20 protein-coding genes are annotated in these 22,344 nt (G+C 58.9%); 5 read left to right on the forward strand and 15 right to left on the reverse strand.

Annotated elements, in window-relative coordinates; translation table 11 throughout:
* The first annotated feature begins 42 nt into the window (after nt 1-42).
* Nucleotides 43-1,509 carry an FGGY-family carbohydrate kinase gene (locus FHT71_RS10455; protein ID WP_183719625.1) on the forward strand — a complete coding sequence of 489 codons (1,467 nt, stop codon included), beginning with the start codon at nt 43-45 and terminating at the stop codon, nt 1,507-1,509.
* A 21-nt stretch (nt 1,510-1,530) separates the two neighbouring features.
* On the forward strand, nt 1,531-2,484 hold the full coding sequence (locus tag FHT71_RS10460) for a sugar-binding transcriptional regulator (protein ID WP_007787785.1): 954 nt from the start codon (nt 1,531-1,533) through the stop codon (nt 2,482-2,484).
* 345 nt (nt 2,485-2,829) lie between these two features.
* Here FHT71_RS10460 and FHT71_RS10465 read toward each other — a convergent pair whose 3' ends face one another.
* Nucleotides 2,830-3,762, reverse strand: coding sequence for an arginine deiminase-related protein (locus FHT71_RS10465; RefSeq protein WP_132591233.1), 933 nt, complete (start codon nt 3,760-3,762; stop codon nt 2,830-2,832).
* Nucleotides 3,763-3,772: 10 nt separating this feature from the next.
* Nucleotides 3,773-4,828 carry an ornithine cyclodeaminase gene (locus tag FHT71_RS10470; RefSeq protein WP_132591231.1) on the reverse strand — a complete coding sequence of 352 codons (1,056 nt, stop codon included), beginning with the start codon at nt 4,826-4,828 and terminating at the stop codon, nt 3,773-3,775.
* 146 nt (nt 4,829-4,974) lie between these two features.
* Between FHT71_RS10470 and FHT71_RS10475 the strand changes: the two genes are divergently transcribed.
* Nucleotides 4,975-5,412: an Lrp/AsnC family transcriptional regulator gene (locus FHT71_RS10475; protein WP_132591229.1), complete on the forward strand. Its 438-nt coding sequence runs from the start codon at nt 4,975-4,977 to the stop codon at nt 5,410-5,412.
* A gap of 348 nt (nt 5,413-5,760) precedes the next feature.
* Here FHT71_RS10475 and FHT71_RS10480 read toward each other — a convergent pair whose 3' ends face one another.
* From FHT71_RS10480 to FHT71_RS10510, 7 genes are all read right to left on the reverse strand, one after another.
* Nucleotides 5,761-6,303, reverse strand: a complete 543-nt coding sequence (locus FHT71_RS10480; RefSeq protein WP_132591227.1) for a YbhB/YbcL family Raf kinase inhibitor-like protein — start codon at nt 6,301-6,303, stop codon at nt 5,761-5,763.
* Between the two features lie 30 nt (nt 6,304-6,333).
* A complete protein-coding gene (locus FHT71_RS10485) occupies nt 6,334-7,191 on the reverse strand; it encodes a helix-turn-helix domain-containing protein (protein ID WP_132591225.1) in 858 nt (285 codons plus the stop codon).
* A 267-nt stretch (nt 7,192-7,458) separates the two neighbouring features.
* Complete coding sequence (locus FHT71_RS10490) at nt 7,459-9,597, reverse strand: beta-galactosidase (protein WP_132591223.1); 2,139 nt, start codon at nt 9,595-9,597, stop codon at nt 7,459-7,461.
* Nucleotides 9,598-9,614: 17 nt separating this feature from the next.
* Nucleotides 9,615-10,751, reverse strand: coding sequence for an ABC transporter ATP-binding protein (locus FHT71_RS10495; RefSeq protein WP_132591221.1), 1,137 nt, complete (start codon nt 10,749-10,751; stop codon nt 9,615-9,617).
* A 25-nt stretch (nt 10,752-10,776) separates the two neighbouring features.
* On the reverse strand, nt 10,777-11,628 hold the full coding sequence (locus FHT71_RS10500) for a carbohydrate ABC transporter permease (protein WP_132591219.1): 852 nt from the start codon (nt 11,626-11,628) through the stop codon (nt 10,777-10,779).
* A complete protein-coding gene (locus tag FHT71_RS10505; RefSeq protein ID WP_132591217.1) occupies nt 11,628-12,512 on the reverse strand; it encodes a sugar ABC transporter permease in 885 nt (294 codons plus the stop codon). Before FHT71_RS10505 ends, FHT71_RS10500 begins: the two co-directional genes overlap by 1 nt.
* Before the next feature lie 147 nt (nt 12,513-12,659).
* Nucleotides 12,660-13,934, reverse strand: a complete 1,275-nt coding sequence (locus FHT71_RS10510) for an ABC transporter substrate-binding protein (protein WP_132591419.1) — start codon at nt 13,932-13,934, stop codon at nt 12,660-12,662.
* A gap of 209 nt (nt 13,935-14,143) precedes the next feature.
* Between FHT71_RS10510 and FHT71_RS10515 the strand changes: the two genes are divergently transcribed.
* Together FHT71_RS10515 and FHT71_RS10520 are read left to right on the forward strand one after the other, a co-directional pair.
* Nucleotides 14,144-15,298: an ROK family transcriptional regulator gene (locus FHT71_RS10515; protein ID WP_132591215.1), complete on the forward strand. Its 1,155-nt coding sequence runs from the start codon at nt 14,144-14,146 to the stop codon at nt 15,296-15,298.
* Nucleotides 15,299-15,939: 641 nt separating this feature from the next.
* Entirely contained in the window at nt 15,940-16,671 is a 732-nt protein-coding gene (locus tag FHT71_RS10520; protein ID WP_132591213.1) for a hypothetical protein, read from the forward strand.
* A gap of 370 nt (nt 16,672-17,041) precedes the next feature.
* On the opposite strand, the gene FHT71_RS10525 is transcribed toward FHT71_RS10520, so the two are convergent.
* The 6 genes from FHT71_RS10525 to FHT71_RS10550 form a co-directional block, all read right to left on the reverse strand.
* Nucleotides 17,042-17,386, reverse strand: coding sequence for a response regulator (locus FHT71_RS10525; RefSeq protein WP_183719629.1), 345 nt, complete (start codon nt 17,384-17,386; stop codon nt 17,042-17,044).
* Nucleotides 17,387-17,494: 108 nt separating this feature from the next.
* Nucleotides 17,495-17,725, reverse strand: a complete 231-nt coding sequence (locus FHT71_RS10530; RefSeq protein WP_132595289.1) for a hypothetical protein — start codon at nt 17,723-17,725, stop codon at nt 17,495-17,497.
* 12 nt (nt 17,726-17,737) lie between these two features.
* Entirely contained in the window at nt 17,738-19,003 is a 1,266-nt protein-coding gene (locus FHT71_RS10535; RefSeq protein ID WP_183719631.1) for an acyltransferase, read from the reverse strand.
* 25 nt (nt 19,004-19,028) lie between these two features.
* Nucleotides 19,029-20,978: an acyltransferase family protein gene (locus FHT71_RS10540; RefSeq protein WP_132595285.1), complete on the reverse strand. Its 1,950-nt coding sequence runs from the start codon at nt 20,976-20,978 to the stop codon at nt 19,029-19,031.
* On the reverse strand, nt 20,975-22,009 hold the full coding sequence (locus FHT71_RS10545; protein ID WP_183719633.1) for an NAD-dependent epimerase/dehydratase family protein: 1,035 nt from the start codon (nt 22,007-22,009) through the stop codon (nt 20,975-20,977). The genes FHT71_RS10540 and FHT71_RS10545 overlap by 4 nt, the downstream gene beginning before the upstream one ends.
* A 2-nt stretch (nt 22,010-22,011) precedes the next feature.
* A partial coding sequence (locus FHT71_RS10550; RefSeq protein ID WP_281412137.1) for a UDP binding domain-containing protein occupies nt 22,012-22,344 on the reverse strand: 333 nt, incomplete at its 5' end.

Below are 22,344 nucleotides of genomic sequence, written 5' to 3' on the forward strand. Positions count from 1 at the left end.
GGCGCACTCGCCGCCCCGGCCCGAATGATCTGGGAGGATACGATGCGGGTTATTCTGGCGATCGACCAGGGCACGACCAATTCCAAGGCAGTTCTCGTTTGCGAAAAGGGTGAAATCGTCGCCAGAGGCTCGGCTCCTGTCGGCATCTCCTATCCAAGGCCCGGCTGGGTCGAACAAGATCCACGCCGGCTCTACGCCTCTGTCTGCGAAGCAATCGACGCCTGCTTGAAGGCCGTACCCGATGTGACCATCGAAGCCGTGGCGATTTCCAATCAACGCGAGTCGGTCACCGCCTGGGACGCCGACACGGGAGAAGCATTAGGCCCGGTGCTGAGCTGGCAGTGCCGACGCACGGCGCAAGATTGCGAGCGTCTAGTCGCCGAAGGTCGTCTTGACCGTGTACAGGCTCTCACCGGCCTTCCCTTGGACCCGATGTTTCCCGGTTCGAAATTCCGATGGCTGCTCGACCGTGTGCCGACAGGCCGATCGGTCCGACTTGGAACGATCGACAGTTGGCTTGTGCACTGCCTGACCAGCGGGGCCCGGCACGTCTGCGATGCCTCGAACGCTGCCAGAAGCCAATTGTTCGACCTTCAGCAGCAGAGATGGAGTGAGGAACTCGGAGAGATTTTCCGCGTCGATACCGCACTCCTCCCGGAGGTGCTCGACAGCTCTGCGGATTTCGGCGCGACGCATGGGCTTCCGGGCGTACCGGACGGCACACCTATCAGGGCCGCAATCGGCGATAGCCATGCCGCCCTGTTCGGTCATGGAGCGTTCAAACCGGGCGATGGCAAGATAACCTTCGGAACGGGCTCCTCGGTGATGACGACACTTCCTCGGTTCATCGCCCCGTCCAACGGCGTCACGACCACTGTCGCATGGCGCATCAGCGGAAAGCCGACTTTCGCCTTCGAAGGCAACATTCTCGTTTCCGCCGCAAGCCTCCCCTGGATGGCGGGCATTCTCGGCCTCCCCGATGTGGCCGCCTTGGTCGACCTGGCGGCGACCGCTGAACCAGGAGGACCAGGCTTCGTGCCCGCCTTCGTAGGACTGGGCGCACCCTACTGGAACTCCGACGCGCGGGCCCTCTTCTCGCAGATCAACTTCAGCACGACGCGTGCTCAGATGGCACGCTCAGTGACGGATTCGATCGCCTTCCAGGTCCACGACGTGATCGCTGCCATGCGCGCACAGAGCGGCGGCGAACTCGGCGCCCTTTATGTCGACGGTGGACCAAGCCAGAACCGCTTCCTGATGCAGTGCGTCTCGAACCTTGTCGAACACGCCGTCATCCAATGCGAGGCGCCCGAGGCGTCGGCGCTCGGTGCCGCATATCTGGCGGGACTATCACTCGGCCTGTGGAGCGATCTCGGGGTCATCGCGGGACTGCCTCGAAGCAAGCAGGTCATTGCCCCGGAACGCGTGGATCGGGATGCGCTCCTGAATACCTGGAATGATGCTCTCGCCCGCTCGACGTCGCGCCAAACACCGGCTAAAGGTGAATAAAAATTCACACCGGGATCAGCGATGTCTCGCCTAAACGAACTCCGCCTCATTTCAAGAGTCGCCCAGATGTATCACATCGAGGGACGGCGACAGGCGGAAATCGCACAGCATCTTCGGCTGTCGCAGGCAACAGTCTCCCGGATGCTGAAGCGCGCTGAGGCGGAGGATATCGTCCGGACGAGCGTCATCCCGCCTGTTGGCACCTACAGCGAACTCGAGGCGGGCCTGCGTGAAAGGTACGACCTGCCCGAGGCAGTTGTTGTGGAGTGTACGGAAGACCGCGACGGAGCCATCATGGCCCGGATCGGAGAAGCGGCAGCTCATCTCCTGGAGGTCACACTTGCCCCCGGAGAGATCATCGGGGTTTCGAGTTGGAGTCAAACCATCTTCAAGATGGTGGAAAACATCCACCCTCAGAAGAGCGCGCAGGCGAAATACGTCGTTCAGACGCTAGGCGGCATGGGCGATCCATCGGTACAGACCCACGCGACCCAACTTACGACACGGCTTGCGCGGCTGACCGGTGCGGAGCCGAAGCTTCTTCCTGTGCAGGGAGTGACCACCTCGCGAGAGGCCAAGCTCCTCATGCAGTCCGATCCATTTGTCAGAGAGACGATGGACTTGTTTGGCAGCATCACGCTTGCGATCGTCGGCGTCGGAGCCGTCGAACCCTCAGAACTTCTCGCACGGTCGGGCAACATCTTTTCGTCGCGGGAGCTTGCTGATCTCGCAGATGCAGGTGCCGTCGGCGACATCTCGCTCCGTTTCTTCGACAAAAACGGCAAAGCGGTGAAGACGCCCTTGGACGAGCGCGTTATCGGCATCCCGCTTGAGGATCTTGCGCGGGTCGATCGTGTCATCGCTTTGGCTGGTGGCTTGAAAAAGACGGCCGCTATTGCCGGCGCGCTGCGACTTGGGGTCATCGGTATGTTGGTGACCGACAAGTTCACCGCCCAGCGATTGATCGATCTGTAGAATCGCTTTCCGGAAAGCACCGAGCCACCTAAAGCCGATCCAAGCGGCATAATTTCGGCTGAACGCGTAATGGACCAGTTGTAACATTCGTGGAACCGGTCATGACGCTCCGCGAGCGCAATGCGCACGTAGACGCCATCCCGGTACGCAAGCCATGCTTTGGACCTCGCCGATGTGGATGCGGGTTGGCGAGCGCTGTCGCTGTTGGCTTCCAGGTGACGAAGTACCGAGAGCACCATTTAGAAATTGCCAGGCCGAATATGCGTCAGCCCATGGCAAGCATTATTGGGGCGGCGGCGTTCAAAAGGCAGGACTTGGTTTGGTTAGCGCCCTGAGGCTTTGCGCCTATCCGCGCTTTACCAGATGGATGCCTGCCAAGGTGCAACGGACCGATCCGCCCGCTTTTTCGATCGTCGGAATATCAAGGGCGACGGGTTTGACGCTTTCCTCGATTACGGCAAGTTGATGCCGGTCGAGGCATGCGAGTGCGGTGGTCGAAAGCGCCAGGATACGGCCGTCCCTTCCCTGAAGCTCCAGGGCGTTGCCGGCAAAGTGCGAAATCTGCTCGTTCGTCAGCGCAACGATGCTCCGGCCGGAACGCTCCAGTCTGGTGACGATCTCCTGCCGCCTGGCAGGATCGGTCATCATCTCCAGCCCGATCATGGCGAAATCGGTGGCGATGCACATCAGGACGTTAGTGTGATAGACCGAGACGCCGTTTTCGTCGCGGGCGTCGAACACCATCGGCTCGTAGTTGAAATGGGTCGAGAAGCGTTCGAGCGCGATCGGATCGGTGCGATCGGAGCGCACCGCATAGGCGACCCGGTCGATGTGGTCGAAGACCATGGCACCGGTGCCCTCGAGAAAGAGCCCGTCGGGTTCAAGGCCCGAATAGTCGATGACCTCCTGCACCCGATAGCGGGTCTTCAGCATTTCGATGACGTCGCTGCGCCGTTCGCGGCGGCGGCTGACGGCCTTCATCGGATAGATCGCGAGGTGACCGCCGGCATGGGTGGAGAACCAGTTGTTGGGAAAGACCGAATCCGGTGTCTGCCGACCGGTATCCTCGAAGAGATGCACCTCGACGCCGTGACGTCCGAGCGTGTCGGCGGCCTCAGTTATTTCACCATACGCCACGGACGACAGATCCTCCCTCATGTCCTGACTGGTCTGGAAATGATTGTCGGCCGCCGTTTCCGTGTTCACGCTAAAATGGTGCGGGCGCACCATGACCACCGCGGAGGGCGCTTGAATGGAGTAGGCTGAATGTCCAGGCATCGTTTTGCTCCTACGCCTGCCTTGCCCGCTGCAGCATGCCGAAGAGATCACGCGGATCGTCGGGGTCGGCGATGATGTCGAGGTCCTGGTAGAGCCCTGTGCCCCTGAGCCTGTCGCGGACGTAGCGCAGCGCGGAAAAATCCTCGATCGCGAAACCCACGCTGTCGAAGAGCGTGATCTGGCTGATATTGCGCCGCCCCTGCGCCTGGCCGGTGATGACCTTCCACAATTCCGTAACAGGGTAGTCCGGTTCCATCTGCTGGATCTCGCCCTCGATGCGCGTCTGCGGCGGATATTCGACGAAGGTGTCGGCGCGCAGCAGGATATCGCGATGCAGCTCGGTCTTGCCGGGGCAGTCGCCGCCGATGGCGTTGATGTGGACGCCGGCGCCGATCATGTTGTCGGTGAGGATCGTCGCATATTGCTTGTCGGCGGTGCAGGTGGTGATGATGTCGGCACCCTCGATTGCGGATTGCGCCGAGGTGCAGGCGGTGACCGTCAATCCGGCGCCCGACAGGTTGCGCACCATCTTTGCGCTCGCCAGCGGATCGATATCGTAGAGCCTGATGTGATCGATGCCGCAGATGGCCTTCATGGCAAGCGCCTGGAACTCCGCCTGCGCGCCATTGCCGATCATCGCCATGGTGCGGGCACCCTTCGGTGCCAGATGGCGTGCCGCCATGGCCGAGGTGGCGGCGGTGCGAAGCGCTGTCAACAGCGTCATTTCAGTCAGCAGCACCGGATAGCCGGTCGAGACTTCCGCCAGGAGGCCAAAGGCGGTGACGGTCTGCAGGCCCTGCGCCATGTTCTTCGGATGGCCGTTCACATATTTGAAGCTATAGATCTCGCCATCCGAGGTCGGCATCAGCTCGATCACGCCCTCGCGGGAATGGGAGGCGACCCGCGGTGTCTTGTCAAAGAGCTCCCAGCGGCGGAAATCCGCCTCGATGACGTCGGTGAGCTCGGCCAGTAAGGTTTCCAGCCCGATATGGTGGACGAGCCGCATCATGTTCTCGACGCTGACGAAGGGAACGAAGGCTTTTTCCGATGGAAGGGGTGACGACATCACGAAATCCTCTGGCGCTGGGCTGATGAAGAGAGGCTAGCGTTCCCAAGTGTTGGCCGAAAGCGCAAAACTGTGCTAGTTCCGGCAGCTGATTGTACAATTTGTTCAGTCGGTTTGCATAAATTTATCAACCAGGAGCGGGAAGCATGGATGTCGCGAAATATTCCCCGGATGATCTCGACCGCCGCATCATCGGCCATCTTCGCGCGGATGGACGGGCATCGTTGACCAAGCTTTCGCATGCGCTCGGCGTTGCACGCGGGACAGTGCAGAACAGACTGGACCGCTTGATCGAGACAGGGACGCTGCTCGGATTTACCGTGCGGGTGAGAGAAGACTACGATCTGAGCGCGGTGCATGCGGTGATGATGATCGAGGTCGTCGGCAAGTCGACGACGCAGGTCATTCGCAAGCTGCGCGGTCTGACGGAGATTTCCGCGTTGCACACGACCAACGGCAATTGGGATCTCGTCGCCAATATCCGGGCGGCAAGCCTTGCGGATTTCGACCGCGTTCTGCGCGAGGTGCGCATGATCGATGGCGTTGCCAACAGCGAAACGAGCCTTCTGCTGAGCAGCGTTTGACAAAAAGAGATGTCATCGATACCTCCGCCATTGTCGCGATCGCCCTGGACGAACCGGAAGCAATCGACCAAACAGCAAGCGATGGTGTGCGGCGTATAGCGCCTGTTGCCTTGATCGCTGGAGTGCGATGCCCGCATAGGCGCGCGCAGACCGCGGTCGACGTTTTTTGAGCGCGGCATATCCGTTCGGCAACTGGGGCTCAACGCGATCCGGTGAGCCCCGATCCAAATTCACACGATAGCAGGCAATCGGCTCAGTGATGTTCTTGACCCGCTGATCGCCCATCGGCTCGAAGGCAAAGGCAAGCTTGCCTCCGACCTCCTTCGATACCTTGCCTGAAACACAGGATCAGCGACCGTAAGTCACCTCAACCGTCGCCTTGCCGAGCGTATTTGCCCGTACATAGAACCCAATCATGGCCGCAGGCGCCGTTTCGGGAAGCGCAAGCTTGTCCACAGAGAGCGCGTAGACGGTGAACTGATAGTGGTGCGGAGCATCTCCGGCCGGCGGGCATGCGCCACCATAGCCGGATGTGCCGAAGTCGGTGCGGCCTTCCACGGCGCCCTCCGGAAGCTTCTTGTCGCCACTTGCGCCGGTCGCAATCTTGGAAACCGTTGCGGGAATGTTGAACACAGTCCAGTGCCACCAGCCGGAGCCTGTCGGCGCATCCGGATCGTAAGCCATGATGGCGAAGCTCTTGGTGCCTTCAGGCGCCCCTGACCAGGCCAGTTCCGGCGAAATATTCTTGCCCGTGCAACCGAAGCTGTTAAACACCTGCGCGCTGGCCATGGGTTTTCCAGGGCTCAGGTCATTGGAGCTCAGTTTCATTTCGGCGTGAGCGACAGTTACGTTGACAAGTGACGAGGCAAGCAGTGCTGCTATGAGACGCATGATGTTTTCCTGGTTGATACTGCCGGGAAACTATCCTCCCCCAGAAAGAGCGTCTGCCCCGAGATGCTCAACTTCTGTCCTGGTCCGCTCAAAGACGTCAGGGTTGCTGCGCACATGGCGCGGGTTGATACCAAACCGTTCCTTGAACCGCGCCGCGAATTGAGATGGCGAGTCGTAGCCCACCTCCAGCGCGATGTGTGCAATCGGCACACTGGTCGTGTGCAGGAGGCCCAGTGCCCTCGTCATTCGGGTGTCGCTTAAGGTCTCGCTGAAACTCGTGTCTTCAGCAGCCAGCTTACGTCTGAGCGTCGCCTCGCTCATGTGGAATGAACGGGCCGCATGCCCCAGCGTCCAGTCGAAGGCAGGGTTCTTTTCAATCATGTGGCGCAGCCGGTCTCGCAGCAACAAACTTTGGGCTTCGCCCAAGACGGCACCTGCAAGCGCGAACCATGTGATGAGTTCCATCAAGCGGGCCGCGGCAATCGGCACCGGAAGCTTGATCAGGTTTTCCGAGTCGCTGCAAAACTCGAAGAGTGCCGCTGCCTGCTCGGGCATGTCAGACACTTTCGCGGGAACTGCCGTTGACGGACGGGTTATGGCACCCATGCGACCGTATGCGTCCTCGAATAGTTGGCGCGGAACGGGAAGTGCAAGCGTTTCATAGCTCTGTGGCGCCTTCGGTATGTTTTCCATGGTCAGCGGACGATTATCTGGCAAGAGGCCAAACTCTCCGGCGGCAAGGCGCAACGGCATGTCGTGGGCCGTAACGATCTTTGTTCCCGATCGAACCTGGATCAGCAAAGGACACGTGTTCACGAGGCGGTAGAAACACGCCCGTCCACCCTGTCGGATTACGGCGCCGGCGGGGATAGGCAAAACGTCGTGCAATGCAACCTCTTGATGTCTGTCGGATCTGGCATGGCTAGATCTTTGTGTCCACAGCCGATCATAGGTCGAACGTGCGGACGGCGGAAGCTTTCACTTTCACATCCACGTCGGTTGTCTGCAGATCAAGCAGCTTAGCCCATATCGAGGATATTGCGCGTCGCGGAAAAAGATGGCCGCGTTCGCATTTTCGGCAGGACCGGCGCGAGGAGCTGCCGCGCAAATAGCGCCGATGGGCCATCGGCGCGATCATTGGTTGATCCGAATTGCTCAGAAGCGAATGACCACACATCCGTGCGGCCCAAGTGAAAGGCAATCATTGACCTCCTTGCCGCTAAGAAGATCTGTGCCACCACCTGGCAAGCATTTCACTTCGACATCGGCTCCGTCCGTATTGAGCACGAACAGGAGCTTGCGGTCGGCCGCTTCGCGGACGGTCACCTCCACGTTGGCGGGAAGGTCGGCCACCAGGGGTGCGATGCCTGCGCGCGCAAACACCTGTTCTGCAAGGCTCTCGGCCAGTGCAGCGGTGAGATATGTGCCCATGTAGATGGCACTGCCCTCGCCTACTTTGCGGCTGGTAATGGCCGCCCGCCCGCTCGCAAAGCGGTTGCTCCACCGACCGAGCACCTCGACGTCTGGATCCACGTCGAGCAGTTCGTAGAGATGGGCGGCCTCGTGCTCCTGATTGCCGAGCACGAACTTGTACCGTCGGGCCGCCGAGCCGGCCGAAAGTCGCTTTGCGGGATTGTGCAGTCCGAACTCCGTGCCATTGAGACCGAACAGGCCATCGGCGCCTGGTTCAGCAACGCGACCGAATTCCTCGACCCGCACGCCACAGAGTTCGGAAAGACCGCGGCCGGGCGCGAGAACCGTCGGAATGTGGTTATGCTCGTCCCGCGTTCCTGTCATCGCGCCGATCACCAGCGTGCCGCCATTCTTGACAAAGGCCTCGACATTGGCGTTCCACTCCGGCTTCCACATCGCCCAATGGGGAACATAGAGCAGCTTGATCCGCGAAAGATCATCTTCTGGATGAATGAAACCGCAAGCAATGCCCCTGGAATGGCAATAGCGGTGCAGATGAACACCATCCTCCAACGGGCTCGGCAGACCCATGGGATAGGTCTTGTAGGCCTCCTGGTTGTCGAAATCGGCACCGGCGATGGCGACATCCATGCGGACGGTCGTGCCCAGAAGGTCCTTCTTGATCTTGGCGACGTCGCCGGCGAATTCGATCGCTTCCTGATAGCGCCGGCGCGGCACGTCGTCATGGTCAATGAGGCCCATCCAATAGATTTCGGCGCCGTAATGCGCCGGACGCCAACGGAAGAACATCAAGCCGTCGGCGCCGCGCGCCACAGAGCTCAGCGCCATACGGCGCATCTCGCCCGGTTCGGGGGTCATGGTGGAAAAGCCCGGCTGACTGCCGAAGCCCGAAGCTTGCTCCGGAACGATGAAATTGCCGCTGTAGGCGCGACAGACATCGAGATGCAGCGCCTGCGTTGCCGCATGCCCGCCAGTGCGACGCATCTCGTCGTAGAGCATCGGATAGATATCGAAGCCGATAAAGTCCAGGTCGCTACCGAACTGGCCGCGGAAGTCGATGTCTTCCAGGCGGCCAAGATTGTGGAAGATGAACCAGTCCGGGTTGGTCCGACGCAGGATTTCCACCTGATCGTGCTGGAATGCGGCGGTCGCATGCGCCAGGAAGCGGTGATAGTCCTGGAAATGACCAGGGCTCGGAAAGCCGGGATTGTGGGCACGCGGCGCGGTGATCTGGTCGAAATTGTCATATGCTGTTGCCCAGAAATTTCCACCCCACACAAAATTGAGCGCATCGATGGTCTCGTAACGATCCCTGAGATAACGGCGGAATTCGCGTTCTGTCGCTTCTGAATAAGAGGTGGAAGACGTGGTGTTGAGCTCGTTGTCGGTCTGCCAGCCTATAACGTGCGGGTTGTCGCGATAATGGTTGGCTAGCGCCTCCGTGATGCGGCGGCTGTGCGCACGGTAAACAGGACTGTTGGTGTCGGCATGCTGGCGAGAGCCATGGGTTGCGACGCGATCGTTCACGTCAACGCGTAGCACTTCCGGATAGGTCGCGCTCAGCCACCGGGGCGGCGTGGCGGTCGGCGTACAGAAGATCGTCTCGATGCCACAGGCGCCCAGGACGTCGATCGCCTTGTCGAACAGCGAGAAGTCGAACACGCCCTCGCGCGGCTCCATGATGTGCCAGGCGAACTCGCCCAAACGCACGACGTTGAAGCCGGCAACGGCCATGCGCTCGGCGTCACGCTCCCAGTAGCTCTCGTCGACATGTTCCGGATAATGCGGGACGCCGATGAGAAATTCGTCAAGATTAAGGGTGCGCCACACCGAAAGGGGCGCAGGAGCTGTGCGCTTCATGTCATTCTTATCCTTGTTCAGAGACTTGCGACGGGTTTGGGAGAGCTGATGGTTCGGCCGTCGGCCGCAAAGAGGTAGGCATCGCGCACGTCAAAGCCGATGGAAACCGAGGCAGCTGTCTGGAATGGCCGGATGTCGCCGATCTGGGCGGTGAAGACACCGGTTCCGCTGTCGGAGCCGGTTGTCACCAAATCACCGGCATCGACATAGACGATGGTTTCTCGGCCGAGATATTCGGTGAGCCGCACGTGTCCGTAGAAGGTAAAGGCGCACCCAGCCTGATCAATCGTGAGCTTTTCGGGGCGGATACCAACCGTGACCGTGTCGCTCTTGGCGGCTGGCACTCTAAGATCGTCGAAGGAAACCGTCAGCCCGTCGGCACAGGCGACCCTGGCACTGCGACCCGAGACCTCCGCGACCGTGCCGGTCACGAAGTTCATGCGCGGCGCGCCGAGGAAGCCCGCGACGAACAGGTTGGCGGGATTGGCATAGAGGTCGAGCGGCGCACCCACCTGCTCGATACGACCGCGATTGAGCACGACGATGCGACTTGCCATGGTCATCGCCTCGACCTGGTCATGCGTCACATAGATCATCGTCGAACCAAGCTCAGCATGCAGGGTCGACAGTTCGACGCGCATCTGCGTGCGCAGTGCCGCATCGAGATTGGACAGCGGCTCGTCGAACAGGAAGACGTCGGGCGAACGGGTAATGGCCCGGCCGATGGCGACGCGCTGCCGCTGACCGCCGGACATTTGCTTGGGTCGCTTGTCGAGCTGCTCCTCGAGCCGGAGGATTTTTGCCGCCCTCGCCACCGCCGTATCGATTTCCGCCTTGGGCCGTCCGGCCATGCGAAGGCCGAAACCCATGTTCTGCGCCACCGTCATATGCGGATAGAGCGCATAGGACTGGAAAACCATGGCGATGCCCCGGTCGCCTGGCTCGAGCCGGGTGACATCCCGCCCCTTGATCAGCAACTGGCCCGACGTTACCGTCTCGAGACCCGCGATTGTCTTCAGAAGCGTGGACTTGCCGCAGCCGGATGGTCCGACCATGACAACGAACTCGCCCTCCTCGATGGAGAGGTTGATGTCGTTGAGCGCATGGAACTTGCCATAGTGCTTCTGAACGTTCTGGATTTCTACGCTGGCCATTGAGCCATCCTTTGATCTTTGCGCATCAGCCCTTCACGGCTCCAACCGTGAGGCCGGCGATGAAATGGCGTTGCATGAGGAAGAACATCACGACGGGCGGGATCGCGACCATGATCGTGGCGGCTGCCACGAGGTTCCATGCCGAAACCCATTCGCCGCGCAGGTTGCTGAGGCCCGCCGTCACCGGCTTGACGGTATCGCTCTGGGTCAACACGATTGCCCAGAAATAATCATTCCAGACGAAGGTGAAGGTCAGGATCGCAAGTGCTGCCAGCGCCGGACGGATCAGCGGCAAGACGACATGGATCAGCGTTTGGCCGGGCGAAGCCCCTTCAGCTCGCGCAGCCTGGAAAAGTTCGTCCGGCAAAGCCGCGATGAAATTCCGCATGAACAGCGTCGCAAAGCCGGTCTGGAAGGCGATGTGGAAGAGGATAAGCGCAGTGTAGGTATCATAAAGGCCGAGCGACACCATCAGGTCGCGCACCGGGATCATCATGATCTGCGCCGGCAGGAAGTTGCCACCAACGAAGAGCGCAAACATCAGGTTGGCGCCCCGGAAACGGTAGCGCGACAGCACGTAGCCTGTGAGGGTCGAAAGGATCAGCACTCCCAGAACCGACGGCAACGTGATGATCAGGCTGTTGAGAAAGTAGCGGGCCATGGCCGTCTGGGTGAAGACGGCCATATAGTTTTCGACGAAATTGAAACTCTTCGGCCAGCCCCAGTAATTGCCGGCCATCAGTTCCTCGAACGACCGGAGCGATGTTGCCATTACTGCCATCAGCGGCACGAGCCAGAGGATCAGGACAAGCGCGACCATGCCGGCATAGGCTGCCCGGCGAAGTGGGGATTCTTCGGAAATCGGACGCGGATACATCAAAGAGCCTCCCGTTCAGGCTTGAGCAGGGTGCGCAGGTACCAGGCGATAAAGACGGCCATGATGACGAAGAGCACGGTGGCTATGGCGGCTCCATATCCAAAGCGATAGGAGAAGATGGATTGCTCGTACATCTGATAGGCGAGCACGCTAGACGAGCCGAACGGTCCGCCGGACGTCATGACCGCGACCATGTCGAATGAACGCAGCGCTCCGATCACGGTGACGGCAAGCGCGATGAAGCTGACTTCCCGCAATTGCGGCAGCACCACGTGCCACAGCATCGGCCAGCCACGCGCTCCGTCGACCTGGCCGGCGCCGATCAGATCCTCGCTGAGGTTATTGAGACCCGCAAGAAACAGCACCAGGCAGAAGGCAGTCTGAGGCCACAGCGCTGCGACTACGACCGCAAACGTAACGAAATGCTCGTCAGAAAGCAGCGCCGGTGCGGTGGCTCCGAAATAGCCGAAGATCAGCGATAGCAGGCCGAAGCTCGGATCGTAGACCCAAGTGAAGACCACGCCGACCGTCACCGATGCCAATACCAGCGGCACGAAGAAGAGGGACTTCATGACGCGCATGCCCCTGATCGGCTGGTTGAGCAGCAGTGCCAATGCGAGACCGAGTGGTGGCGCCAGCATGAACATGACGAGCCAGATCAGGTTGTTCTTGAGCGAAACATAGAATTGCGGGTCATCGATGAGCTGTGCGTAGTTCGACAGGCCCACCCACCGCATCTCGCTGACGCCATCCCAGTCGAAGAATGAGACCCAGACCGTTTGGATCGAGGCCATGATGATGACGATGCCGAACAGAAGGGCTCCGGGGAAAATGAACAAGGTTGGAGCCATCCAAGAGCGATGGCGTCGCCAGAAACTGGACATCTCTTTCTGCTTTCCAGGGTCGGAATTGGTTACGTGCGGTCGATGCTCGCCGGCGCTGCCGGATTTCGGACAGGAGTGCGTGAAGTAAGCATCTCCTGTCCGAAGCGCGGCCAGCGCAGGGAGGGTGCATGACCAAGGCGATCGCGGTCACGCCTTGAAGACGCGCTTGCGGGTTGCTTCAAGCCGCTCGAGAATCTGCTCGCGCCGTTCTGGCTTGACCATGAATTCCTGGAAGCCCTTCAGCCCTTCCTGTGCCATGTCGGGATCGGTGTCGCGGTCGTAGTACTGGGCAGTGGCCGCAACGGTCTTCAGCGATTCCACGGCAGCATTGACCAGCGGATCCTTGCTCGGCGGGCAATCACTGCGGGGTGGTACTGCACTTTCCGCTTCTAGGAAGGCCGACAGGTTCTCGGGCTTATAGAAATAGGCAAGGAAGTCGCGTGCGCCTTGTTTGTTCTTGGCATTCTTCGGAACGTGGATCGAATTCAGTGCGAAATCCTCATAGCGTGCCATGCCGGAGGTGATTTCCGGGAACGGCGCAAACGCGATCTGGTCGACCTGATCCTCGGGGAAGCCATATTTTATGAAGCCGGCCAGATCCATCATCGCGGCTTTCTTCTGCGCCAGTGCGGCGGCAGCCTGCTCCCAGCCGAAGGAGGTGTGGTTTGGGCTGAACATCTCAGCCTTGATCAGTTCCTCCCATGTGTCGAACACCGGCTTCAGCGCATCGTCGGTATAGGACATCTGACCATCCATCAGCGCCATATGCTTGTCGAGGCCGTTGATGCGCAGGTTCATGTGATCGAACCACCCGGCGGCAGGCCACATTTCCTTCGTGCCCATGCTGACCGGGATCATGCCTGCCGATTTCGCCTGCTCGCCAAGTGTCAGTAGATCCTTAATGGTCTTGGGCGCCGTCCAGCCCTTTTCGGCAAAGACGTCCTTGCGGTAGAACAGGCCCCAGAGAAGGCCCCCGAGAGGCAAGCCATACTGCTTACCATCCACCGTGACCGCTGCGGTCGATGGGCCGAGCACGCTCTTGTAGTTCTCGCGTTCGAAAAGATCGGAAATGTCGTCGAACAGATCACGCTTGACGAAGGCCTTCATGCGGTTACCGGAGAACCAGAAGCAGAGGTCCGGCGCACCCACGACAAGATAGCTGCGAATAGCCGTTTTGTGGGCCTCATGGTCCATATTGTTGATGGTGACTTTGACACGCCCCGCCTTCTCATACTCGCTTGCGATGCGCTGAAGCACCTCCCGCTGCGCGGCGTTGCCGATATTGGAGATGATTGTCAGCTCCTTGCTCTGCGCCAGCGCGGGGCAGCTAAGTGCCACGCCAGCCAGCGCCGTACCGGCGCCGATCATGAACTGGCGTCGCGAAGAGGCCGCGCTTTCCATCAACGACGTTAGATCTTTCATTGCCATTCTCTCCTCCCAAGACAAAGCTTCGGCATTGCCGAGCAACCGTCTGCTCGGACAGGCCAAGTTCGATGAATGTGCTGAGCGTCGCCTTGCTGTGCGATGTGGCGGCAGGCGAACTCCTCCTCGATTGCCAACGGCGCGAAGTTAGCCTAGCTTTAGGGTCGACGCAATAGTTAATTTACGAAATAAATTAATGAGGAGATGAAGTGAGAGGCAACGCCAGCACATCGCGAGCCCTGAACCGGCGCCTTATCCTGAACCTGCTGCGCAACCGCGGCCCTATCTCCCGCGCCGAGATGGCGCAAATTACCGGGTTGAGCCCTGCGGCCGTCACGTTCGTGGTCGCCGAATTGATGGAGGAGGCACTGGTCGTGGAGCGCGAGGCGGTTGCTGGAACCACTGGCCGGCGCCCCGTACCAGTCGACATCAACTACGAAGCGCATCTTGCGCTTGGCTTCAAGCTCAACCGATACAGCATCGACTGCGTGCTGACCGATCTGGCCACGACCCCCCTTGCATCGCTCGAAGCGGACGTCGCCGATACGAGCCCGCAGGGCATGATCGAAACCATTGCCGCGACGATCCCGAAGCTCCTCGCGCAGGCTAACCGGCAGGGAACGGAAATCATGGGTATTGGTGTTTCGATCCCCGGAGAAATCGATCCATCGACCGGCATGTGCATCCAGAGCCCCCGCTTCGGTTGGAAGAACCTGCCGTTCGCGGAGCTGCTCGCCAAACGCGTCCATGTTCCGGTCTGGACCGACGACGACGTGAACGCTTTCGCCGTCGCGCAGAAACTGTTCGGCGTCGGCCGGGATCACCAAAACTTCGCAGCGCTTGCGATTGGCGCCGGTATCGGCTGTTCGCTTGTGATCAAGGGCGAGATCTATCATGGAAGCCACAGTGCCGCCGGTAAGCTGGGACATACGACCTCCGTTGTGAATGGTCGCTTGTGTGAATGCGGTCGGCGTGGATGCCTGATGGCGCATGCAGCAGAGCCCTATATGCTGGACGAATGGCAGAGCCGGACGGGCTCCCCGATAAGCCGCGATCAGTTCGCTCAGTCCGTTGAGCATCAAGAAGATCTGGCGCTTTCCATCTTATCGGACTGCGGTTCTCGGATCGGGCGACACCTGGCCGACATGGTCAATCTGTTTGACCCGGAGATCATCGTCGTGGGCGGAGAAGCCGTGCAATTCGGTGATGCCCTTCTCGCCCCGATCCGGAAAACAATGGAAGAATTCGCATTCTTCACCAAGCCGGAACTCGTCACCGATTGGGTCCCAAGTTCATGGGCACGGGGCGCTGCCGCGCTTGCGACGCAGAGAATTTTCGACTTCGAGCGCTCGCCGAGCGGTTGATGAAGGTTCTGCTGCGCACCCCATTCATGAAACTTAAGAAGAGTTGCGGACCGTTGACAGCGAGGCATGCGAACAATGAGGAGGATGGGCTTTGCTACACTTCAACTACCGCCACGCATCGCTGCCAATAATGCCATGAGGAAAATGCAAAGAGGAAGTTTCGCTGTCGCGTCTACCCGCTTCGCAAATCAACCATCCGACATGCACGTGCGTCATCTGTCTCTGGTGGCAAAGCCGGTGCCGACGCCCCGGACCTCGGTGGGGAACACCTCGCCGGGATAGATGCTCGTCAACACCCCATTCACTGCATTCAGAAACGAGCACATAGCCGGCCTAACTCCGATATTTGACCCATCTTGATGGGCTGAATAATTAGAGTATATGGCGCGATGTCGCCTGCTATAGCGGTTACTCCCGCCACCCTATGTTGTGGGAGATGTCACTTGCCTGGAGAATACACTTGCCGTGCTGCAACCCTTGCCTGTGAGTTGCGATCGCCCGGCGGGGGCGCAGGGCCGCCGAACACCTCCGATGTCAGCTCAATACCGTGTGACGCCTCGTTGCTTCGATCTTTCGTGTAGACAACCCTGGATACGACTCCTATTGTTTAGTCGGGAGGTTCAAACGCTTCGAGGTCCGCCATGGATACCGTAAGTGCGCTTGATGCAACCACACCCGAAATCTCCGACGACCGGCTGCAATCGCTTTTCTCCGCTATGGAACGGGATGGGTATTGCTGCATACCGGATTTCCTAACACCTGCCAGTTTGATGACGATGCAGGAGTTTGTCGCATCGTCCGTGCGCAGTTCCCAGAACGAATATGTGGTCTTTAGAGGCAGCGAAGCCGTAAAGGGATCCGGACTTGATGAACTGGCACAATCCACGCGGTTCCAGTCGATCTTTTCGCGGCTTTATGTAGCGAGCCGCAACAAACCGGCTCCTGCTGTCGAATTCTATCAGTTGCTGAGATGCCTGACCGGCAAGGGAATGATGCAGCATTCTCTCAACTTTCACTATGATTCCTACCTCGTCACGGCATTGATTCCCATTGTTATCCCCACGACCGGTCGGGCCGGCGATCTCCTCCTCGTGCCGAATACCAGACCCGTCCGGGAAACCTATGCGGGAAATCTTGTCGACAAAATAATGGTGGACAAGATCCGGCAAAAGTCATTGAGAACCCGAGCCCTGAACGATCCCGCGTCATTCACGAGGATCAAAATGGTTCCAGGAAATCTCTATCTGTTCTGGGGCTACCGAAGCATCCACGCAAACGAACCATGCGATCCCGACACCGTGCGCGCAACGGCTCTCTACCACTATTTCGATCCCCACGCCGATAGCAGGTTAAAGGCACGCCTCAGGCGTTGACGCGAAGAGGCAATGGGATTGTAGCTTAGCGCCGGCGGTTTGAGGCCGGCGTTCGTGCGCCTTCATCACGGGCGTGCAATGTCGTTCCACCGGCTGTAAAGCTAACCGCGGGCTGAGGTCCGACACTCTTCAAGGCCGGTGACGTAAGCGACGATAAAAAATCGCCCGCTCGAAAGGCGGGCCAGGCAGGAGGTGGCTAACAGGAGGACAACTCCGATACAAGGCGTATTCGAAACCACTAAAGCAGACAAATACGAAACGATGCATGTTTCAGCTGGCTATCGATGATTTAGTCCGTTTCTAGAAGTGGTGCTCCAATCAAAAGCTGATCGAGATTGCCAGTGCTCGTATCATCGGTGTTGGAGCGTGATCAGGCGTAACCTCGCACCATCCCGCGAATGGTTGCCCCCACTTGTCGGCTTTCGTACGGTTTGGCGATATAGCGCGTGCCCGAAGGCAGGTCCCTGCCCGAAACCGCATGCTCTCCCGACGTTAGCAGAATTCTCACAAACGGCCATCGACGTTCCACCAGTCTTGCAAGAGCGACCCCATCAAATCCCCCAGGCATTCGAATATCGCTCAATACGGCTTCGATGTTCATATTTGCTTCGAGCTCCCGCAGCGCCTCGGTGGCGTTACGCGCTTCGATCACAGTCATCGCGGCATCCTCAAGTTCCGCGCGCAGTGCCATCCGCACCGACAACTCGTCGTCCACGATGAGGATCGTAATGGCGTTCCTATCTAACTTTCCCATCTGCCACCTAATGAATTTGAGTTTTCACGAGCACGATCTGATGTCCGGGCGAAGAGCACTTCACTGTTTTCAGCGCCCTGACGTCTGGCCACGAGCAGCACATGCCAGCGCAAGTCGCTGATATTGGGTTTTGACGTCCTCGTCGGTGGCAAGGCGGTACGATGCGCGCTTAACTTCGACCAGAACACTCCTTGCACTGGAGATTTCAACCGATGAAGACGTGGCCGAGCTCAGGATCGAAGCAGCAAACAGGGCCATTTCATCAACACTCTTGGGGCAGTCTAGGTCATTGGTATTCATCAATTTTCTCCTTCATGATCGCAGGGATTGAACTTCCAGGTCTTCAGGCTCTCCAACCGACGCTTTTTTCGTCCCGGCTGGGCGTTCCTCGTCATGTCCGCTTTGGCCGCCTGGCCTTAAGGTCGTGCTTTGTCGCCCGACTATTCTCGAAAGAGCTATCGACGGACGTTCGACGATCACGAACAAGATCGTTGCGGCAATGAGACTGAGCGTCGGGGCAATGATAAGGAAGGTGCCGTCGCCTATTTCGCCCCCCGCCAGTCGCAATACCGCCAGCGAAACAGGCATATGAACGAGATACAGTGAATAGGATATTTTTCCCAGAAACTGGATCGGTGCCAACTCTAGCCCTTGCTTCAACGGCTCGATGCGCAAAATGCAGTAGATCGCGCAACCCGCCGCCAGACTTAGGAGGAGGTCGCTATGGGTAAGAATGCCTCCAAGCCAGAACGCAAGGAGAGCGAACACAATGAATAATGTGAAGCGCCGAGCTCCGTTTACCGACCAACTCCCTTCGCTTTGATGCAGGCAATGGCAGATCACGCACCCGAAAAGAAACGACCCCAGATAGTGGAGTGTCGCCAGTAGCGAACCGAGCGGCGTCTCCCCATAGAAAACTGGGTTTGGTAGCCCGAACAGGGACAGTGAGATCGACGAAAAAGCGTAGAGGAGAAAAATCAGGATGATATTGCTGTGAAGCGAATATCGCTTGAGCGAATACATGAACAAGGGGATGAAGAGCCCGGCCCGCATTTCGTATACGAGGCTCCACAATGGAGGATCCAGGTCCGTGTCCGTTCGACTGACGCCGATTAGCAAGATGTGTCGCGCCAATAGTTCGACGTTGATCGGAAGCTTCCATAAGTCGACAAACGCGCCAGAGAGCATCTCGACGGGCAGGTCCGGCGTCACCACGCGAAGCACGGTTGCGGTCGCGACGACGGCTGCCACGCTCGGCACGAGACGCACCAGCCGGCCCAGCTGAAACCGCCAGTATGAATTGTTCTTCCCCAGGGTGTAGCGAATGGCGAGAGCAAACCCACTGAGAACAAAAAAGAAGATGACGCTTAGGTGACCGAGCGTAAGGAAAGCCTTCAACGTGTTCAACTGCAGAGGCGACAGGTCATAGTGGCGATATGCCCTCGATAGGCCGTGGCACAGCACTACCACAAAGGCGGCAACGCCGCGTGCACCGTCGAGGGCATGATATCGCGGTGTATTCGTTGTCATAACAAATCCCCCTGATGGATCACACGCCGATAGCTTGCCTTTGATCAAGGAGCCCTGCCCGGCAGCAGCCCCTTCACATCGTCATGTTCAGTGCCCCCAGGACCTTTGGCCCAAACCTCTGTTCGCCTGCGACGCTCCAGTGGTCGGCATCGATGAAGTAGACATTCTGGCAGTCGACAAGATCCAGTCGCGCATTGAAATTCAGCGCGTTGATCGTCGACACGTAGGATATTTGCCTTTCGCGGGCCAACTCGTGGACTGTTTGGTCAAGGCGCGTATAGGACGGGACCACAAAGGAATTGGGCAGATCAGTCGAGCCGTCGCAGCCGTTTGCAACAAGCTGGTTATGTGTGACGTGCGGATCTATCCACGGACCTGACCAAACGACATTCACGTGACTCGCAAGCTTGCCGAGATAAGTCAGCGTCAGGTCGATACGAGATTGGCTGACGGGGAACGGTCGGTCGGTGTAGCGTTGGAACATGTCCCGACTGCCGATGGCTCCGTCCGGGGCATCGAGAAGATAAAAACCTGCCTGCATGTAGATGACTCTATCTATCGAACCAGCGTTCGTTGTGACGAAGTCCAACAATTCACCATAGAAGCATTGGGGATCGGATTCGACCGCTCGGCAAAAGCCCTTGTTTATCCCTATGACAAACGGCCGACCTGAAAGCGGCGCGATCGCGTCGAACAGGTTACCGGCATGCGAATCACCGACAATTATGGTTGCGGTGCCATGCTCTTCGGCACAATCGGCAAATTGGCGACGGAAGATCTCGTTAAGCTTACCCGTGCGAAACACGCATTCAGTGAACTTGTTGCTGTCGGCGACCTTATCGATGCGACCGCGTTCCTCCAGCAGATTTCGATAGACGACCGCCTGCTGAGGCGAAAGCCGTGCAAGCGTCCACGAGGGGAAGCCTGCGTTCAGGTGCGCCACTGCGCCAAGTGATATCAGAATAAGACTGCCACATGCGGCTGAAGCAAAGACCGTGCGTGACCGATAGCGGGCCCTTCGGAATGGTTGCTCGACAAGCTTCCAGGAAATCGCTGCCAACACAAAGCTCAGCGCGATCAGCCCCACCATCTCGAGGCGAGATGGCTCAACGACGCGGGCATATCTGTACAGGGCAAATATGGGCTGGTGGACCAGATAGAGACTGTAGCTGATCAGGCCGACCGCGACCGCAACCGGCGAGCCGAGGACCCTGCCGATCAAATTAGAGGGCTGTGCGAAGCGAATGACCAGAACGGCCCCGCAAACCGGAAGCAATGCCCATCGCCCCGGAAATGGAGTCTCGAGATCGAGACTAACGATGGCATAGGCAATCAGCAGAAGACCAACCGCCGCGCCTGTCGACGCGACACGTCCGGCCGGGCGCGCGCGTCCTGTCTCATAAAGCGCAAGGAGCGCACCTGCTGACAGTTCCCATGCTCGAAAGGGCAGAAGGAAGAAAGCGCTTGCTGGAAATCGCAAGGAAGCAATCTCGGCTGCCGCAAAGCTTGCGGCGGTCAAAAAGGCGATGACTGCAAACTGGTTTCGTCGGCCCCGCTTGGCAAGGACAGCCAGAAGCAGAGGAAAGAGGACGTAGAACTGCTCTTCCACTGCGAGCGACCAGGTGTGCAGCAGCGGCTTGAATTCTGCATTTGGCGCAAAGTAATTGGTCTCATGCCAGAACAAGACGTTCGACATGAAGGTGAGCGTTGCGATGACACTTTGTCCGAAGTCCTTAAGATCGTCAGCGTAAAGGACAAACGCAGCGGCGATCGCCGAGACGATGATAGTGGCAAAAACTGCGGGATAAATGCGTCGAATACGACGATTATAGAAGCCGACGACCGAAAGGCTGCCTTGCTCGATCTCCTTCAGCAAAATACCGGTGATGAGGTATCCGCTGATCACGAAGAAGATGTCAACACCGACATACCCCCCGCTAAAGGGATAGATCGCGGCATGAAAGAAGAGAACCGGAACAACGGCGATTGCTCTTAACCCGTCAATCTCTGCGCGATAGTTCATCGGACGACCTCCACTTCGCGATCGAGTTCGCTACGTGCTTCCAGATACCAGTCGACAAAAGCCTTCACGCCGACATCCAGTGTCGTCTCCGGCTTGTAGCCGGTCAGAGCCAGCAGCAAATCGGGGCTGGCGAAGGTGCGCGGCACGTCACCCTTTTGCATTGGCAGCATCTTGCGTTTCGCCGATTGGCCAAGTGCCTTTTCGACGGTTTCGACGAAGGTCATCAGGTCTTCGGGCTGACCGCCCCCGATGTTGACGATGCGGAACGGAGCCTGACGCGAAAGCGTCTCGATACGTTCGTCGGCCACGCGGTTGGCTTCCGACGGAGCCACCGGCGATAGCCGGACGACCGCCTCCACGAGGTCATCGATATAGGTGAAGTCGCGGCTCATCCGGCCTTCGCCGTAGATCTCGATCGGCTGGTCCTCCAGCATGGTCTTGACGAACTTGAAGAGCGCCATGTCGGGACGTCCCCAGGGGCCGTAGACGGTGAAGAACCGGAAGGCGGTCGTCGGGACCTTGTGGAGATGGGCATAGCTGTGCGCCATCAGTTCCATCGATTTCTTCGTTGCCGCGTAAAAGGTCAGCGGCTCGTCCGCCCGGTCTGTCTCGCGGAACGGAATGGACGGGTTGGCACCATAGATCGATGAGGTTGAAGCCAGCATGAGATGGTTGACCCCGACATCCTTGGCGATCTCGAGGATGTTCCAAGAGCCTTCCAGGTTCGATGTCAGATAGGCCCTCGGGTTTTCGAGGCTGTAGCGTACGCCGGCCTGCGCTGCCAGATGCACCATCACATCGGGCGTTGCGCTCGCCACGGCCTCTTCCAGGGCCTTGCGATCTTCCAGCATGGCCGTCACCGGGCGGAAGGCCGGAAACTGCGCCAGCGCCGCGTTGCGCATATGCTTGAGCTTGATGTTGTAGTAATGCGTCATGCCGTCGAAACCGACGACCTGGTGGCCATCCTGCAGCAAGCGGCGGGCAAGATGAAAGCCGATAAAGCCCGCAGTGCCGGTGATGAAATAGCGCATCTCTACTTCTTCTCGTTCTTCTTTCCGATGGCGAAATAGCTGAAGCCGTGCTTGGTGACTTCGGCGACAGGATAGATGTTGCGCAGATCAACAATCGTCGGGGTCTTCACCAGCGATTTCATCCGCTTGAGGTCGAGCGCCCGGAACTCGTCCCATTCCGTGACGATGACGATGGCATCCGCGCCTTCGGCAATCTCGTAGGGGTCAGTGCCGTAGGTGATCGGGCCGATGACTTCCTTCGCCATCTCCATGCCTTCCGGATCATAGGCGTGAACGTTGGCGCCGCCGTCCAGCAAGGCCTGGATGATGGTAATCGACGGCGCGTCGCGCATGTC

Source organism: Rhizobium sp. BK060 (genome assembly GCF_014193145.1).
Lineage (GTDB): Bacteria > Pseudomonadota > Alphaproteobacteria > Rhizobiales > Rhizobiaceae > Rhizobium.

Coding starts and splice junctions, on each gene's coding strand:
- FHT71_RS10495 (WP_132591221.1), bottom strand. CDS start 10,751: ATGGCCAGCGTAGAAATCCAGAACGTTCAGAAGCACTATGGCAAGTTC.
- FHT71_RS10490 (WP_132591223.1), bottom strand. CDS start 9,597: ATGAAGCGCACAGCTCCTGCGCCCCTTTCGGTGTGGCGCACCCTTAAT.
- FHT71_RS10480 (WP_132591227.1), bottom strand. CDS start 6,303: ATGCGTCTCATAGCAGCACTGCTTGCCTCGTCACTTGTCAACGTAACT.
- FHT71_RS10465 (WP_132591233.1), bottom strand. CDS start 3,762: ATGCCTGGACATTCAGCCTACTCCATTCAAGCGCCCTCCGCGGTGGTC.
- FHT71_RS10460 (WP_007787785.1), top strand. CDS start 1,531: ATGTCTCGCCTAAACGAACTCCGCCTCATTTCAAGAGTCGCCCAGATG.
- FHT71_RS10540 (WP_132595285.1), bottom strand. CDS start 20,978: ATGAACTATCGCGCAGAGATTGACGGGTTAAGAGCAATCGCCGTTGTT.
- FHT71_RS10510 (WP_132591419.1), bottom strand. CDS start 13,934: ATGAAAGATCTAACGTCGTTGATGGAAAGCGCGGCCTCTTCGCGACGC.
- FHT71_RS10470 (WP_132591231.1), bottom strand. CDS start 4,828: ATGTCGTCACCCCTTCCATCGGAAAAAGCCTTCGTTCCCTTCGTCAGC.
- FHT71_RS10500 (WP_132591219.1), bottom strand. CDS start 11,628: ATGTATCCGCGTCCGATTTCCGAAGAATCCCCACTTCGCCGGGCAGCC.
- FHT71_RS10545 (WP_183719633.1), bottom strand. CDS start 22,009: ATGCGCTATTTCATCACCGGCACTGCGGGCTTTATCGGCTTTCATCTT.
- FHT71_RS10530 (WP_132595289.1), bottom strand. CDS start 17,725: ATGAATACCAATGACCTAGACTGCCCCAAGAGTGTTGATGAAATGGCC.
- FHT71_RS10505 (WP_132591217.1), bottom strand. CDS start 12,512: ATGTCCAGTTTCTGGCGACGCCATCGCTCTTGGATGGCTCCAACCTTG.
- FHT71_RS10520 (WP_132591213.1), top strand. CDS start 15,940: ATGGATACCGTAAGTGCGCTTGATGCAACCACACCCGAAATCTCCGAC.
- FHT71_RS10475 (WP_132591229.1), top strand. CDS start 4,975: ATGGATGTCGCGAAATATTCCCCGGATGATCTCGACCGCCGCATCATC.
- FHT71_RS10455 (WP_183719625.1), top strand. CDS start 43: ATGCGGGTTATTCTGGCGATCGACCAGGGCACGACCAATTCCAAGGCA.